The organism is Pseudoalteromonas sp. 4NS20-0020, from assembly GCF_057554385.1.
Window position 1 is genome coordinate 463,699 of record NZ_BAAJMI010000001.1, and the last position, 15,433, is coordinate 479,131.

Consider the following 15,433-nt stretch of genomic DNA (forward strand, 5'->3'; position numbering starts at 1 on the left):
TGAAAGCCTGCTATGGCGGGCTTACAAAGGTAAATAATATAATGAACATTCGTACTATTTTAGTGGAAAAAGCCATTGCCGCCATGACCGCAGCAGGCCTACCAGAAGACACAAACCCAGCGGTTACACAAAGCACACGCCCACAATTTGGTGACTACCAAATTAATGGTGCAATGGGCGCCGCTAAAAAAATGAAAAGCAACCCACGTGAGCTTGCGCAAAAAATTATTGATAACCTAGATGTAACCGACATTGCAGAAAAAACTGAAATTGCCGGCCCTGGTTTTATTAATATTCATTTAAAGCCTGAGTTTTTAGCCAAAAGCGTAGAAGCGGCTAACAGCGATGCAAAGCTTGCCGTAAACGAGCACGCAAATCCGCAAACTGTCGTGGTAGATTACTCATCACCTAACCTTGCAAAAGAAATGCACGTAGGCCATTTGCGTTCAACCATTATTGGTGATGCCATTGTACGTGCGCTTGAATTTAGAGGCGACAAAGTCATTCGTCAAAACCACATGGGCGATTGGGGCACACAGTTTGGTATGCTGATTGCGCATTTAGAAGATCAAATTAGCCAAGGCGTAGACTTAGAGTCGGTAGCGCTTGCTGATTTAGAAACGTTTTACCGCGATGCTAAAAAACGTTTTGACGATGAAGAAGGCTTTGCCGATAAAGCCCGTGATTACGTTGTTAAACTACAAGGCGGCGACGCGCACTGTGAAAAGCTATGGAAGCTATTTATAGCGACCTCAGTTAAACACTCTGAAGAAGTTTACAAACGCTTAAATGTAACGCTTACTCAAGCTGACATTATGGCTGAAAGTGCTTATAACAGTGAGCTTAACGACATTATTAGCTTATTAAAAGATAAAAATATAGCGGTAGAGTCGCAAGGCGCACAGGTTGTGTTTTTAGATGAACTTGCCAATAAAGATGGTGAGCCATCGGCGTTTATTGTGCAAAAATCTGGCGGCGGCTTTTTGTATGCAACCACCGATTTAGCCGCGTGTGATTACCGCTCAAATAAATTGGGTGCTGAGCGTATTTTAATATTTGTTGATGCGCGCCAAAGCCTGCACTTCAATCAAGTGGAGCTTACTGCACGAAAAGCTGGCCTTTTACGCGATGAAACAAGCTACGAGTTTTGCCCGTTTGGCACCATGATGGGCGCCGATGGTAAACCATTTAAAACCCGTACTGGTGGTACTGTTAAGCTTGCCGACTTGCTTGAAGAGTCAATTAGCCGTGCAGCAACAAAACTAGCTGAGCGTGAATCTGATTTATCGGATCATGAACGTAGCGAAATTGCCCGTAAAGTAGGTATTGGCGCCGTTAAATATGCTGATCTTTCTAAACATCGTACCAGCGATTACATATTCAACTGGGACAGCATGTTAAGCTTTGAAGGCGCGACAGCACCTTACTTACAATATGCTTATACCCGTGTACGCAGTATTTTCCGTAAATCAGGTGTCGATGCCGCTACGCTAAATGCTGATGTAGCCATAGCCGAGCCGCAAGAAAAAGCACTCGCGCTTAAACTACTGCAGCTTGAAGAAGTGCTTGATTTAATGATCTCAGAGGCTACTCCACACGTATTATGTGGGTATTTGTACGAGCTTGCTAGCTTATACATGACGTTCTACGAAGCCTGCCCAGTACTCAAAGAAGGCGTAGAGCCAAGCGTACGTGACAGCCGTTTAGTGTTGTGTAATTTGGTGGCAGATACGCTAAAAACAGGATTGGATTTGTTAGGCATTGAAGTCATGGAGCAAATGTAATCACCGTCGTATTTTAACCTAATACTGCGTTATCCACCCCGACTTACCCTAATCACATACAAATCGTATGCTCATAGGGATAAGTAGGGGTGAATGCCTTGTCTTAGGCTAAACTACTTAGGTGAACCTTCTGTTTCGTGTAGTTCGCTATTACTGCGTTGTCGTGCTTTTTTAGCCAAAGTCACATACTAATTGTATGTTCCTTGGCGTAATAAAGCACTTCGCCTTGTCAGCACTCCTACACTTGCAGATGATTTTAGGCTTTACTTGATTAACTCTTGTAAGTTAATCAATTTTGTAGCTGATAGCTCCGTAGGTTGAGTAGAGTGAAACGAAACCCAACACTAAACTAACATTAAACAAAACATTTTTATTTTTTCTCTTAAAACGATTAACAGCCTGACCTTAACTTACCCACATACGCTTTAATAAACAGAGAAGGATTTGTTTATGAAACTCGAAGACATCCGCCGTGAATACCTGCAAGACGCGCTAAGCGAAGATAACTTGCAAGATGATCCATTCAAACAATTTGAAACGTGGCTTGAGCATGCTGTGGGCAGTAATATCCCAGACCCAACGGCCATGGTGGTCGCTACGGTTGATGAAACCGGACAACCTTCACAGCGTATTGTATTGTTAAAACATTTAGACGATAACGGGTTTGTATTTTTTACTAATACCGGCTCACGTAAAGCACAAGAGCTAAAAGGCAATAACAAAATATCGCTGCACTTTCCGTGGCACCATATGGAGCGCCAAGTGATTGTATACGGCGAGGCAAAACCATTACCTACATCAGCCGTGGCAAAATACTTTTTATCGCGTCCTAAAGAAAGCCAATTAGCAGCATGGGCGTCGCAACAAAGCAGGCCAGTGTCGTCGCGAAAAGTACTTATGGAAACCTTTGCTAATATGAAAAGCAAGTTTGCTAAAGGTGAAATTCCATTGCCTGATTTTTGGGGCGGTTACTGTGTTGTGCCTGCTAAAATTGAGTTTTGGCAGGGTGGTGCACACCGCTTACATGACCGTTTTATGTACCAGCGCCAAGCAGATAACAGCTGGCAAGTTACACGCTTAAACCCTTAATAAATTGATGATTGAGTAACCGTGCAATTTATTGACTCTCATTGCCATCTCGACTTTAGCGAGTTTGATTCAATTCGTGAATCGCTCATAAACGAGTGTATAGCAAAGGGAGTCAATCAGTTTGTTGTACCGGGTATTACGCTCGCTCAATCGCATACTCTTATCAAACTCAAAGCTACTTTTCCAAGTATAAAAATAGCAGCAGGGTTACATCCTTACTTTTTAGATCAACATAAAGAATCGCACATAGAGGCACTTTTTGAGTTCGGGGTTGCAAATAAGCATCATTTAGTAGCTATAGGTGAGTGTGGGCTTGATAGAAGTATCGAAGACCTTGCAAAGCAAACGAAATTGTTTGAGCAGCAAATAAAAATTGCTAATGAGCTAAATTTGCCGCTTATTGTCCATCATCGGCAAAGTCATGATTTAATTGCGCAATCGTTTAAACGCTGTAAGCCAAAATATGGTGGAGTGATACATGCGTTTTCTGGCTCACTACAGCAAGCACAGTATTATATTAAACAGGGTTTTAAATTAGGCGTGGGTGGGGTTATAACTTACGAGCGCGCAGCTAAAACCCGTAATGTAATTACTCAAATTGAACCTCAGCACTTAGTGCTCGAAACCGATTCGCCCTCAATGCCACTAAATGGTCATCAAGGTGAGGTTAATACGCCGCTTCATATCCCTAATGTGTTCAACGTTCTGTGTAGTTTAAAACAAAGTAGTGATAAAGAGGTGCTAGCTAAAATGCTCTACGACTCTTGCTCTGAGGTTTTTCGTATATAGCGGTTTACTTGCCAACGCTTTAAGCCACGGCCCAATTGCCATGTAAAAATACATGCAATAACTAGCATTAATAAAACCTGACGACCCAAATCATGAAAATGGCTGTGGCTATCTGAAATAGCTGCTCGTGTTAAATAGGTTACCGAAACAAACCCTAGAGGGCGATCATCATCGCTTACAACGGGTTCAACAAATGGTGTTTTAAGTTTACTTATTCCTGGAGTCGATTCTGGAAGTTGACCTAAAATATGGTGTGACTGCCAATTATCACTGCTGGCGACTAAAATCCCCTGATGATCATAAATGGTAGCCGACAGTACAAATTCGTCTTTAGCTATGTCGTTACAAATAGTGTTTAACTGAGGTTTGTTTTTTTCTATCAGTGGTGTTTTAACATTTAAAGCCATAAATTGAGTTAAGCTTTGTGCTGTGTTGTCGGCGCTATCATATAATAACTGATGGCTTTGAAAGCTACTATTTACACCTACCCAACTAAGCAATACAAAACAGCCAGCAGCTAATAATAACCGTAAAAGTCGTTTCTTTTGTGATGCTGATATTGGATTTTTAAGATGGTTATTTTTCATAGTCACCGTATATGCTACTGACAGAATTTTGATTTGATGTTACAACTACTACTATAACCTTAAATTAACCCCGATGGCGAATTTAGCATTAATATTACCGCTTCAATTCGTTTTATATCAGTGGAATAAAAATAAACACGGAGATCCCATGTCGCAAATCAGCATGGCACAGCTTACTTCTCAGCAATCATTGTCAATGTTAACGCTCAACCAATGGTTTGCTCATAACAATGGGATTTTTACACTATTTGATGGTGTTCCAAATACACAAACAGGGTTGTTTAGTATTGCATTTGCAGGTGATTTTAATGCGACAAGTATAGATACGTTTATTCAGTTTTTAGCTCATCATGGGCAAACGGTCACAGCATTATGCCAATACCAGCCTGATTTAGGTTTATCTCCAGCACTGTGTTTTTATACTCAAAATACAACGCAATCTATTAATCCATTAACGCTTAAAGCGTTTTCAGAAACACTAGAGTGCCAATTAGTACAAATTAATACACCGCCTAACCTTTACGAGCCGGGTTTGTTAGTGATGGATATGGATTCAACAGCGATTACTATTGAATGTATTGATGAAATAGCACGCTTAGCAAATGTATACGATGATGTGGCATCTGTAACAGCCCTCGCAATGGCAGGTAAACTCGATTTTAGTGAAAGCTTAAATCAACGAGTAGGTAAGCTTAAAGGCATTGAAAAAAAACTTATTGAAGAATTAAAAAATACCTTGCCACTAATGCCGGGCATAAAAGCCTTGTGCCAAGTACTAAAACATCACAATTGGTATTTAGCAATTGCATCGGGCGGTTTTGTGCCATTTGCAGAGCGTGTTAAGGAGTTAATAAATTTAGATGAAGTACATGCAAATGTGCTTGAATTTAAAGATGATAAATTAACTGGTAAGGTACTTGGTACGATTGTGGATGCACAGCAAAAAGCGGTTATTTTAGAGTCTTTGCAAGCTAAGCTCGGACTTGAAAAAATACAAACAGTGGCGATTGGCGATGGTGCAAATGATCTCGTTATGATGGCAAAGGCTGGGCTTGGGGTTGCTGTTCATGGTAAACCAAAAGTAGTTGAGCAAGCGCAAGCAGCTATTTGTAAAGGCTCGTTATTACAGTTACTTTATATGCTCGCTATTCCGTTAAACAAAAAATAACGATGGCATATTAGCGTTAAACCGCTTAGCGAGAGCGGTTTAACCAAAGCAGTTTACGACGGCCCATTTGGTCAACCTTTTGTTGATCTAACTCAAAATGACTTAAAGCTTCTTCTGTAATATCAACAACATCACCCACACCTGTTACCGACCATAAAGCTTCTTCCAACTCTTTAGCTTTATGTAACGCGTATTGACTCACATAGCTAAGCTCGTTGGATAGGTAATCTGTATCTGGGCGACCAGTACGTGAAATATATAGTCGCATAACAAATATAATTTGAGACTTAATCCCCTTGCTAATTTGTTCATTAAAGCTGCTGTAATCTTCACCTAATATACAGTGGCTTTGAATAGCTTCGGTGACTTTATCTTGTCGGGGATCAAAATTGATTGCCAGTGTAAACGCAAGTGGCGGATCTTGTCTGCTGCGATCTTTTATATTTGGGGTGATCACATTTAAAATTTGCTCGTTAGTTATTATACTCGACACGTCTGTTTTATTGCTCAGTAAACCAAAGTTTTGTAAAAGTACATGCAGCGGGCTTGGATATAAACCATAACCAATTGCACCCACTTTAAAATGTGCCGCTTCTTTGTGTAAATACAGCGGAAATTGGCAAACGCTTTTTGTTACCATGTTTCTAAGTGCTGTAGAAAGCCCTTCAATTTTAGGAGCCTCTTCACTTACCTTTAATTTATCTTTGTTATTTTCAATTAATTGTGTAAAAAAACTAACGCCAGCATGGGGTAAGTCAGCCACTCTATTGGCTTTTAAGTTAACGGTGGTCAGTGACTTACTGATAGCCATAACCTCGTACTTTAGTTCGTTTAATGCATGCTTTTTAGTTATTTTTTGTAAATCAGGGAATGTTAAAAAGACAATGTCGCCTTTTTTAAAGCTAACAGGCTGATCGCACTCTAGTTGTAGTCCCATGACTGAAAAATCGCGTGTATGTCCACTCAATACCGTATCATTTATATGTAATTTAACGTCGGTTTTATATAAATAGCGTTTATGCGAGCGTAAATTTACATACTCAAGCGCAACAATGTCTAAATAGGGAGCCGTTTTATGTTTGGCATGCCCAAAAAGTTTAAGCTGATTGACCAAAGCTTTATCGTAAGTTATTTGTTTATAACGCGATTGCTCAACGCTATTACCTACACTAGTTAGTACAACAATATATTTTACGTCTTTAACTAATCCTTCAACGCGAGGCGAAGGAGGTTTGTTAAGTTTTTCAATCTTACTACCAGCAGAATTTGGCAGTGAAAGTGGTATGTAAGCATCATCAGGATGACTCGGCATTATTTGAATTTTAAAGCATTGCCAGCTTTCTTTTTGACTACCAAACCCTAAAAATAAATCACGTAGTTTGGCATTATTGTTTAATTCAGTGCGGGTTGCTGAATAGTAATAAACCTTTCCAGAGGACACATGTGTAAAGGTGTACAGGTAATCTTCTTTAACTGCTGTTGGTTGTGTTAATAACCCACTGACCCGTTTATGGTTAAGCACGTTGTATAAGCAAGGTACACTTCTTTCATCGGTAAAGTAGCGCTGAATAAAAATATTATTTTCGGTTGTTAGGCTTAAACTAGGATAATACTGATCGTCTTTTTTACTTAAAAACACATACAATGAAGTAACACGAGGTATGTAATATTGCTCATAACCTTTTGATACAACCGCATCGAGTGTGTTATCTAAATTAACTTTGTAGCGGCGTTTATTTCCGTGAATAAAGCTTTCTAAAAAGTTATCAAAGGCTTCATTATTTTCAACGTAAGTTCGCTTTAAACGAATATGATTAAATTCACGTGATATATTCTCAACGGCAACTACTTCATATTGAATGCCATTTTTTAAACCCAGTTCAAAGTCTTGCTCCAGACCCACCAAACGCATTGCTATTAGTTGGCCTTTTCTGATTATGTTTCGCTTTGCCAACTTTATTTTACAGCCACTCAAAGAAATATCAGAGGTGCTTGCTTTAATATTTTTCTTATCGTTATATTCAATAGTAACTTTTATTGAATAATTCATTCTTTCTTCTGCACGGCTTTCGTAAGATGCAAATTTAATAACATTGGTATTTAGTAAATCTTCTTGCTCTTGCTTATTCCCTTTTTCGGCCGCTTCTTTTTGCATTACGCGGTGATTATTTTCCGTATTCATAACCGCTTCGTAAACAGCAAGTGTGTATTTACCATGCTGTTTTAATGCGCTTTCAAACACTTCAATGGCCGTTTCATCCATAAAGTGCTGTTTACCATTATGTTCGTAAGGTTTTACTTGTCCTGTAACTAAACCGCGTAGATCAATAAAGCGCTCGACAGGCTGAGAAAGGCGCGACATTTCCATTTTAATTAAAAACTGTTCAGGCTTCGTAAGCTCTGCTGTTTTTGATTTAAAAATTAGGTCAAACTTGGCGTTGCCTAAATATTGTTTTAGCTCATTAACGAGGGACTCGTGTTTGAGCATGATGTCATCAGCCATTTATAAAACCATCACCGTCTCTTTGAAAAAGTAGGTATACTATTAAATCCATTTATTAGAAATTCAATAAACGTAAAGCGTGCTATGTTGTTAATATAGGTACGATTTTTAGAGCAACTACCATTTAGTTTTTGTTATTATGTGTTATGTGCCATTTTATTGGCAAGTTACTTTTATTCAATTTTAAAGCAAAAACTGTGCCCTAAGATATATAAAGGTAAAACAGTTAATTAGGTAATGATTGTGGCTTAAGAAATTTGCACAGGCAAGCTATGTTGCCATGTAAATAGATGAAATGGCAAAATAACAACAAAACAGTACGCATTTTTAAATTCAATGATTAATAAATAAGGTTATTAATGGCTAAAGCGGCAAAAGTAGAGTTTGTTTGTACAGAGTGTGGCATGAACTATCAACGTTGGCAGGGGCAGTGTCGTTGCGGTGCGTGGAATACATTAGCTGAATTTAAACCTTCAGCAGGGCAAAGTAAAAAAGCAACTGCACGCTCAAGTGTTGGCGGTTATGCCGGAGGTATTGGTGGTGGTTCTAAAAAAATTAATGACATAGCGACCGTCGAAGCCGAAAAACAACTCACAGAAATAGGCGAGCTTGACCGTGTTTTAAGTGGTGGTGTTACTACGGGTTCTGTAAATATTATTTCGGGCGATCCTGGTGCGGGTAAAACAACGCTTTTATCTGACTTGGTGGCAAGAATGTCAAAGCGTATGCCGTCTCTTTACTGTACCGCTGAGGAGTCTTTGTCGCAGTTTAAAAATCGTGTTAATCGCTTAAAGTTAGACTATAACGCCGATGAGCTTTATTTGCTTTCAGAAACCAGCGTTGAGACCATTATTGAAGAGCTTGATAAAAATAAAATAAAGTTTGCAGTCATCGACTCCATTCAAGCCGTTGTTACAGATACTGCAAATGGCAGCCCAGGTTCGCCTTCGCAAGTTAAAAGTGCAGCTCAAGCATTAACTCAATATTGTAAGCAAAATGACGTGACCATGTTTATTATTGCTCACGTGAATAAAAATAACGAAATTGCAGGCCCGCAAACCTTGGTGCACATTGTTGATGCGCTATTACACATAGACACCAATGATGGACAAATTCGTACCTTACGTGCCAATAAAAACCGCTTTGGTGACATTGATACTGTGGGTATTTTTAAAATGTGTGAGCGTGGAATGTTAAGCGTAGACAACCCGAGTGAGATATTTTTATCGGGCTCGACGACTGAATCCCCGGGGTCGTCTATTACCTGTATCCGTAAAGGTAATCGGAATCTATTGCTTGAAATACAATGTTTAACAACAGAAACCGAGGCTGAATTTCCACAGCGTGTTTGTGTCGGTTTAAATATGAACCGCATAAAAATGCTCACAGGTATTTTACGTAAACATACAAAAACAAAAATATTTCACGATACCTTTTTTAATATTGTGGGTGGTTTAAAAATTGATGAATCAGAAACCTGTATAGATTTAGCCCTTGTTACTGCGTTACTAAGTAGCTTGAACGAATTTGTTGTGCCTCGAACCACTTGTATTATGGGGGAGTTGAGTTTAAACGGTGATGTGCGACCAATAGACAGCGGCGTACCACGAGTTAAAGAAGCTGCACAGCATGGTTTTACAGAAATATTTATCCCGTTTCGTAACTACCATAAATCCATGGAAGGCCTAGGCGCTAAAATAATTCCAGTAAAAACGGTACATGAGTTATTGAGCCTGATTAATTAACGCTTACAGCGACTGGTATGCAATGTTACTCTTGGGTTAATACAATTTTTATAAAAATAGAATAAGGAAATAATATGAAAAAATTAATTATAGCAGCAGCGATTATTGCCGCAGGTGTTGGCGGCGTTAGCTATGCTAACTATGTTGCAACCCAAGAGGTTCGTGCTGAAGTAGACAAGCAGCTGGCCATGGTGAGTGAGCAAACGGGTGCAACATTTAAATATGCTGGCTTATCAGCAAGTGTTATTTCAAAAAGTGTTGAAATTACAAGTATGGAAGTAATAAGCCCTGAGGGCGAGAGTGTGGCTAACGTTCAAAGTATTGAAGTTAAAGGCTACGAAACCGATAAAATTTCGCCGCATACATCGCTTGATGTAAAAAATCTGACACTCAGTAAAGACTTTATTGCCACACTGCCTGCTGACACAAATGCTATATTAGCGTCAGCAAGTTACAACCTGCATTCATCTTTAGATTATAATGAAGAGTCTGGTGAAAGCGATATGGTTGTAAAGCTCAATGCTAAAGATGTGGTCAGTTTTAATATGGACTTAGGGCTAGCTAATTCTAAACCGCTTATGGATACGTCGCTTGCGATGAGCAAAGAACAAAAGCAAGCTGGTGATACCCCTCTAACTTATGAGCAGCAACTGCAACAGCAAACACGTATGATGCAAGCAATGAGCAAGCTTGAACCCCGTAACGCAAGCTTTGTTATAAATAACCAAGGTAAACTTAAAGAGTTATTAGAAAGTGAGCTTTCAAAGCAAGGTATGACTATTGAGCAAATGCAAGCAATGTTAGCCCAGCAGTTAGAGCAAGCGCCTGTAACTGAAGAAATAGCGAATGCGTTAACCAGCTTTGTCAGCGGTTTAAATTCGTTAACTGTTTCAGCAAAATTGCCTGAAGGCCAAACTATGATGGAAGTTAACCAGCAATTAATGATGCTAGCTGGTAAGCCAGAAGAACTGGTAAAGTTTATAAATTTAGAAGTTAAAGGCGACTAATCACGATAAGTCGTTAAATCATAATTTAAAAAGCCGCACTTGCTTAATCAAATGCGGCTTTTATTATAGATAATGTTTAGTGAAGAATACGCGCTCTAATTGTTCCTTCAACCGCACTTAGCTCTTTAAGCGCTACTTCAGAGTGGTCGGTATCAACGTCAATAACCACATAACCAATTGCTTCATCAGTTTGTAAGTACTGAGCCGCTATATTGATACCGTGCTGCGCAAACGCTTGGTTAATTTGCGTTAATACACCAGGGCGGTTGTGGTGAACATGCAATAAGCGACTACGGTTAGCAAGTTCTGGCAGTGATACCTCAGGGAAGTTAACGGCGGTAATTGTAGAGCCGTTATCTGAGTATTTAGCCAATTTACCTGCCACTTCAATACCAATATTTTCTTGAGCTTCTTGAGTTGAACCACCAATATGCGGCGTTAAAATAACGTTATCGAAGTCGCGTAGTGGCGATACAAACTCTTCATCGTTAGATTTAGGTTCAACAGGGAACACGTCAATTGCTGCACCACTTAGCTTTTTCTCGCTAAGTGATTCTGCAAGGGCGTCAATATCAACAACGGTGCCGCGAGAGGCGTTAATTAAAATAGCGCCTTGTTTCATTACCGCAAGCTCTGCCGAACCGATTAAGTTTTTGGTTTGTGGTGTTTCTGGCACATGCAAACTAATTACATCAGATCGCTGAAGTAGCTGAGTCAAGTTATGCACTTGTTTTGCATTACCCAGTGTTAGCTTATCTTCAATATCGTAAAACTCGACGTTCATACCTATGTTTTCAGCCATAATACCTAGCTGAGTACCAATGTGGCCGTAGCCAATAATACCCAACGTTTTACCACGTGCTTCAAATGAACCCGTTGCTGTTTTTAGCCACTCACCACGGTGAGCCGCAGCATTTCGCTCAGGTATACCGCGAAGTAAAAGCAGTATTTCACCAAGTACTAGCTCTGCAACAGAGCGTGTATTTGAAAATGGCGCATTAAATACAGCAATACCACGCTGGCGAGCGTTACTTAAGTCAACCTGGTTTGTGCCAATACAAAAACAGCCAATGGCAATCAGCTTCTCTGCAGCATCTAAAACAGCTTCGTTAATATGAGTACGAGAACGCAGACCTACAAAGTGAGCGTCTTTAATACGTTCTTTAAGCTCGTCTTCAGGTAGCGATGTTTTAACGTAGTCTATATTGCTGTAACCATTTCGTTTTAGCGTTTCAACTGCGCTTTGGTGCACACCTTCAAGCAAGAGAATTTTAATTTTGTCTTTTGCTAACGATACCTTACTCATAACCTCATCCTATTTAATTTGAGGCCCATTTTTAGTGCCGATAATTACTTTATCAGCACCACGCATCGCAAATAGGCCATTGGTAACTACGCCAACAATTTGATTTATATCTGTCTCAAGTTGCTTAGCATTGGTAATATTTAAATTATATACGTCTAAAATAACGTTACCGTTATCGGTAACCACACCTTGGCGGTAGACTGGGTCGCCGCCTAACTTTAATAACTCACGTGCTACGTAGCTGCGCGCCATTGGAATAACTTCAACTGGAAGCGGAAATTCCCCCAATGTGTCCACTAGTTTGGTGTCATCAACAATACACACAAACTGCTTAGCAACTGCAGCCACAATTTTTTCACGGGTAAGTGCAGCACCACCGCCTTTAATCATTTCGTTTTGAGCGTTAATTTCATCCGCGCCGTCGATGTAAACATCGAGTGCATCGATATCGTTTAGCTCAAATACTTCAATACCGAGCTCTTTTAAACGCGCTGTAGAAGCTTCAGAGCTTGATACTGCACCTACCAAAGTGTCTTTAACTGTGCCAAGGGCATCAATAAAGTGATTAACGGTTGAGCCTGTGCCTACACCTACTATCGTGTTTTCTTTTACAAACTCGAGTGCAGCCCATGCTGCTGCTTTTTTTAATTCGTCTTGTGTCATTATTTTGTGCTCATGTATGTCAAACGTGTGCTGCAAGTATGCGAATAATCACATCACCAGCAGTAATTTTTGTTGGGTGTTATTATGGTTTTAAGCGGTACGTCCCAAGACTCTATTGGCAATACATCAACTTTTTGGCACTCATGTGCAAGGCCTATAAGTCGTGGTTTTTGCCAGTTTTCATCGTGTAAACGAGCCAGTGTTCTATCGTAAAACCCACCTCCCATTCCTAAGCGATTACCTTGATTATCAAATGCAACTAATGGCATAAGTAAGTAGTCCAGCTCGGGTAAAGGGCATATTTGACTGCAATTTAGCTTAGGTTCAAAGATACCATAGCGATTTGCCTTCATGGGTGAGTTTTTCTCATAGCGTTGAAACAGCAAAGTGGCGCCATTAAATGGGTGTATTACTGGTAGGTAAATAACGTGATTTAAGTTCCATAATTCTTTAATTAACAAGGAGGTATCAAGCTCTCCGTCGTTACTTAAATAAATGGCGATATGTTGATTTTTAGCTGTTTTTTTTGTTTTTAAGTATTGAATAAAATTCATACTTAAAGATTGAGATGCTAAATTTTGCTGTTCATTAGACAAATTATTACGTAATTCGCGAATAGATTTTCTTATTTGGGCGCGTAAATCGCTCATTTTTCAAACTTACCAACTAATTAAAAAGCAAATAAAGCAGGAAACGCCAAGTACACCGCAAGTATAATAAGCAACGTAACAACTGTAGCTATTAACGAATAAAGCAATGCATTACTGCGTTTTTTAGGCGGAGTTATTAGCTCCTCGTCCAGTAATAGCTCTTCGTCTTGCCATTCGTCTTCATCTACTTCAGGGTTTTTTGTTTGGTTTTCAGGTAAGCGCTGCTCTAGGTCTTCGAGTTTTTCTTCTAGCCTGATTAAACTGCTAGTTATGTAGTCTAATGCGTCAAAAATACGCTCATCTCGCTGGCTATCACTTACCGTTTGAGTGGTTTTTTCAGTATTTTTCGATACAGCTTGGAGTTTACTTTTAATACCCATTCCAACAAGTAGCTTAGCTTGTTTTAATGCTTTGTTTTTATCACTAGGCGCAAATAAAGGCTTACCTTTAAAAAATAAGGCTACTTTTTCTTCTGAGATTTTTAGTTTTGCCGCCAGTGTTGTACACGCTGTTTTTGAGTCAACGTTATCAGCGAGTCCAGCAAACATAACGCGAAAGTTATCGGTCATTTAAATATCCCTAAAGCTTTATAATTAAATGAGTATATACCTAAAGTATAAAAAAGTTCGAGGACCAATTAATAGTTATTTTTTAAACTATGAATTAGCGTTGCGTTACATAATTGCTAGCTATAAAAAAGGCCCTTAAAAGGGCCTTTTTTTGCTTTAGTCTTAAAGACCCGCTGCTGCGCGAAGTGCGTCAGCTTTATCTGTGCGTTCCCATGGGAATTCGTCACGGCCAAAGTGGCCGTAAGCTGCAGTAGGAAGGTAGATAGGGCGCTCTAAATCAAGCATTTGAATTAAGCCGTAAGGGCGTAGGTCAAAATGTTCACGAATTAATTCGATTAAACGTGCTTCTTCTAATTTACCAGTACCAAAGGTTTCAACACTGATAGAGGTTGGCTCAGCAACACCTATTGCGTAAGATACTTGTAATTCACACTTATCAGCAAGGCCAGCAGCCACTACGTTTTTAGCCACGTAACGTGCAGCGTATGCAGCTGAGCGGTCAACTTTTGATGGATCTTTACCAGAGAAAGCACCACCACCGTGACGTGCCATACCGCCGTATGTATCAACAATGATTTTACGACCTGTTAAACCACAATCACCCATTGGACCACCAATTACAAATCGGCCTGTTGGGTTAATAAAAAACTTAGTTGCGCTTGTGATTAGTTCAGCAGGAAGTACTGGCTTGATGATGGTTTCCATCACAGCTTCTACTAAATCGTTTTGAGAGATGTCTTCGCTGTGCTGAGTTGACAAAACAACCGCATCAATACCTACTGGCTTACCGTTTTCGTATGCAAAAGTAACTTGAGATTTTGCATCTGGACGTAACCAGTTAAGCTCGCCGCTTTTACGTACTTGTGCTTGACGTTGAACTAAACGGTGAGAATACGTAATAGGTGCAGGCATTAACACTTCAGTTTCGTTACATGCGTAACCAAACATTAAGCCTTGGTCACCAGCGCCTTGTTCTTCTGGGCTAGTACGGTCAACACCTTGGTTAATGTCTGGAGACTGTTTACCAATGGTGTTTAAAATTGCACACGAGTCAGCATCAAAGCCCATATCTGAGTGAGTGTAGCCAATTTCACGTACTGTTTTACGCGTAATCTCTTCTATATCAACCCATGCGCTAGTAGTGATTTCACCACCAACCATAACCATACCTGTTTTCACGTATGTTTCGCACGCAACGCGGGCATGAGAGTCTTGCTCTAGGATAGCATCAAGAACCGCATCAGAGATTTGGTCGGCGATTTTATCCGGATGACCTTCAGAAACAGATTCAGAAGTAAATAAATGTTTTGCCATTGTAATTATGCTCACAAATATTGCGCTTCACAAACGTCGGTATTAGCGCTAAAAAATTAAGGGGCGTATTTTATCTAAAACGAAACACCTTGCATAGTGTTTTTACGCCTAGACGTCTAAATTAAATTAGTTATGACATTATGGTCTTAAAAAATATTCATAATACCTCATTTTTATAGGGTTTTTAATTGCACACAGCCCCCACAATAAGTAAGAATGGTCGCAATAAAAGTGCTCTTGTAACTTGAGTACATAAACG

At 39.7% G+C, this 15,433-nt stretch carries 13 protein-coding genes; 6 read left to right on the forward strand and 7 right to left on the reverse strand.

Annotated features, from left to right (window positions below; all coding sequences use genetic code 11):
* The first annotated feature begins 41 nt into the window (after positions 1-41).
* From argS to AC27JL_RS02130, 3 genes are all read left to right on the forward strand, one after another.
* Positions 42-1,784 carry an arginine--tRNA ligase gene (gene argS, locus AC27JL_RS02120; protein WP_138740238.1) on the forward strand — a complete coding sequence of 581 codons (1,743 nt, stop codon included), beginning with the start codon at positions 42-44 and terminating at the stop codon, positions 1,782-1,784.
* Positions 1,785-2,234: 450 nt separating this feature from the next.
* The gene (pdxH, locus tag AC27JL_RS02125) at positions 2,235-2,873 is read left to right on the forward strand and encodes a pyridoxamine 5'-phosphate oxidase (RefSeq protein ID WP_008130371.1); all 639 of its coding nucleotides are present in this window, start codon (positions 2,235-2,237) and stop codon (positions 2,871-2,873) included.
* 21 nt (positions 2,874-2,894) lie between these two features.
* Positions 2,895-3,662 (forward strand): TatD family hydrolase, encoded by a 768-nt coding sequence (locus AC27JL_RS02130; RefSeq protein WP_487194692.1) that lies wholly within the window; start codon positions 2,895-2,897, stop codon positions 3,660-3,662.
* Here the strand turns inward: AC27JL_RS02130 and AC27JL_RS02135 are convergent.
* Positions 3,629-4,249: an AhpA/YtjB family protein gene (locus tag AC27JL_RS02135; protein ID WP_039036500.1), complete on the reverse strand. Its 621-nt coding sequence runs from the start codon at positions 4,247-4,249 to the stop codon at positions 3,629-3,631. The two genes, AC27JL_RS02130 and AC27JL_RS02135, sit on opposite strands and share 34 nt — an antisense overlap.
* Positions 4,250-4,397: 148 nt before the next feature.
* Between AC27JL_RS02135 and serB the strand changes: the two genes are divergently transcribed.
* A complete protein-coding gene (gene serB, locus AC27JL_RS02140) occupies positions 4,398-5,417 on the forward strand; it encodes a phosphoserine phosphatase SerB (protein WP_277054132.1) in 1,020 nt (339 codons plus the stop codon).
* Positions 5,418-5,442: 25 nt separating this feature from the next.
* Here the strand turns inward: serB and AC27JL_RS02145 are convergent, their stop codons facing one another.
* Complete coding sequence (locus AC27JL_RS02145) at positions 5,443-7,920, reverse strand: PilZ domain-containing protein (RefSeq protein ID WP_487194693.1); 2,478 nt, start codon at positions 7,918-7,920, stop codon at positions 5,443-5,445.
* Positions 7,921-8,279: 359 nt separating this feature from the next.
* On the opposite strand from AC27JL_RS02145, the gene radA reads away from it, so the two are divergent.
* A complete protein-coding gene (radA, locus tag AC27JL_RS02150; RefSeq protein WP_010555824.1) occupies positions 8,280-9,665 on the forward strand; it encodes a DNA repair protein RadA in 1,386 nt (461 codons plus the stop codon).
* Between the two features lie 74 nt (positions 9,666-9,739).
* Positions 9,740-10,672: a hypothetical protein gene (locus AC27JL_RS02155; protein WP_487194694.1), complete on the forward strand. Its 933-nt coding sequence runs from the start codon at positions 9,740-9,742 to the stop codon at positions 10,670-10,672.
* Positions 10,673-10,748: 76 nt separating this feature from the next.
* Here AC27JL_RS02155 and serA read toward each other — a convergent pair whose 3' ends face one another.
* The 5 genes from serA to metK form a co-directional block, all read right to left on the reverse strand.
* Positions 10,749-11,978 carry a phosphoglycerate dehydrogenase gene (gene serA, locus AC27JL_RS02160; protein WP_006791939.1) on the reverse strand — a complete coding sequence of 410 codons (1,230 nt, stop codon included), beginning with the start codon at positions 11,976-11,978 and terminating at the stop codon, positions 10,749-10,751.
* A gap of 9 nt (positions 11,979-11,987) precedes the next feature.
* On the reverse strand, positions 11,988-12,641 hold the full coding sequence (gene rpiA, locus AC27JL_RS02165) for a ribose-5-phosphate isomerase RpiA (protein WP_058428471.1): 654 nt from the start codon (positions 12,639-12,641) through the stop codon (positions 11,988-11,990).
* Positions 12,642-12,694: 53 nt separating this feature from the next.
* A complete protein-coding gene (locus AC27JL_RS02170) occupies positions 12,695-13,291 on the reverse strand; it encodes a 5-formyltetrahydrofolate cyclo-ligase (protein ID WP_487194696.1) in 597 nt (198 codons plus the stop codon).
* Positions 13,292-13,311: 20 nt separating this feature from the next.
* A complete protein-coding gene (locus AC27JL_RS02175; RefSeq protein WP_487194697.1) occupies positions 13,312-13,860 on the reverse strand; it encodes a hypothetical protein in 549 nt (182 codons plus the stop codon).
* A 162-nt stretch (positions 13,861-14,022) separates the two neighbouring features.
* The gene (gene metK / locus AC27JL_RS02180; protein WP_006791943.1) at positions 14,023-15,174 is read right to left on the reverse strand and encodes a methionine adenosyltransferase; all 1,152 of its coding nucleotides are present in this window, start codon (positions 15,172-15,174) and stop codon (positions 14,023-14,025) included.
* Positions 15,175-15,433 lie beyond the last annotated feature (259 nt).

Coding starts and splice junctions, on each gene's coding strand:
- argS (WP_138740238.1), top strand. CDS start 42: ATGAACATTCGTACTATTTTAGTGGAAAAAGCCATTGCCGCCATGACC.
- pdxH (WP_008130371.1), top strand. CDS start 2,235: ATGAAACTCGAAGACATCCGCCGTGAATACCTGCAAGACGCGCTAAGC.
- AC27JL_RS02135 (WP_039036500.1), bottom strand. CDS start 4,249: ATGAAAAATAACCATCTTAAAAATCCAATATCAGCATCACAAAAGAAA.
- serB (WP_277054132.1), top strand. CDS start 4,398: ATGTCGCAAATCAGCATGGCACAGCTTACTTCTCAGCAATCATTGTCA.
- AC27JL_RS02145 (WP_487194693.1), bottom strand. CDS start 7,920: ATGGCTGATGACATCATGCTCAAACACGAGTCCCTCGTTAATGAGCTA.
- radA (WP_010555824.1), top strand. CDS start 8,280: ATGGCTAAAGCGGCAAAAGTAGAGTTTGTTTGTACAGAGTGTGGCATG.
- AC27JL_RS02155 (WP_487194694.1), top strand. CDS start 9,740: ATGAAAAAATTAATTATAGCAGCAGCGATTATTGCCGCAGGTGTTGGC.
- serA (WP_006791939.1), bottom strand. CDS start 11,978: ATGAGTAAGGTATCGTTAGCAAAAGACAAAATTAAAATTCTCTTGCTT.
- rpiA (WP_058428471.1), bottom strand. CDS start 12,641: ATGACACAAGACGAATTAAAAAAAGCAGCAGCATGGGCTGCACTCGAG.
- AC27JL_RS02170 (WP_487194696.1), bottom strand. CDS start 13,291: ATGAGCGATTTACGCGCCCAAATAAGAAAATCTATTCGCGAATTACGT.
- AC27JL_RS02175 (WP_487194697.1), bottom strand. CDS start 13,860: ATGACCGATAACTTTCGCGTTATGTTTGCTGGACTCGCTGATAACGTT.
- metK (WP_006791943.1), bottom strand. CDS start 15,174: ATGGCAAAACATTTATTTACTTCTGAATCTGTTTCTGAAGGTCATCCG.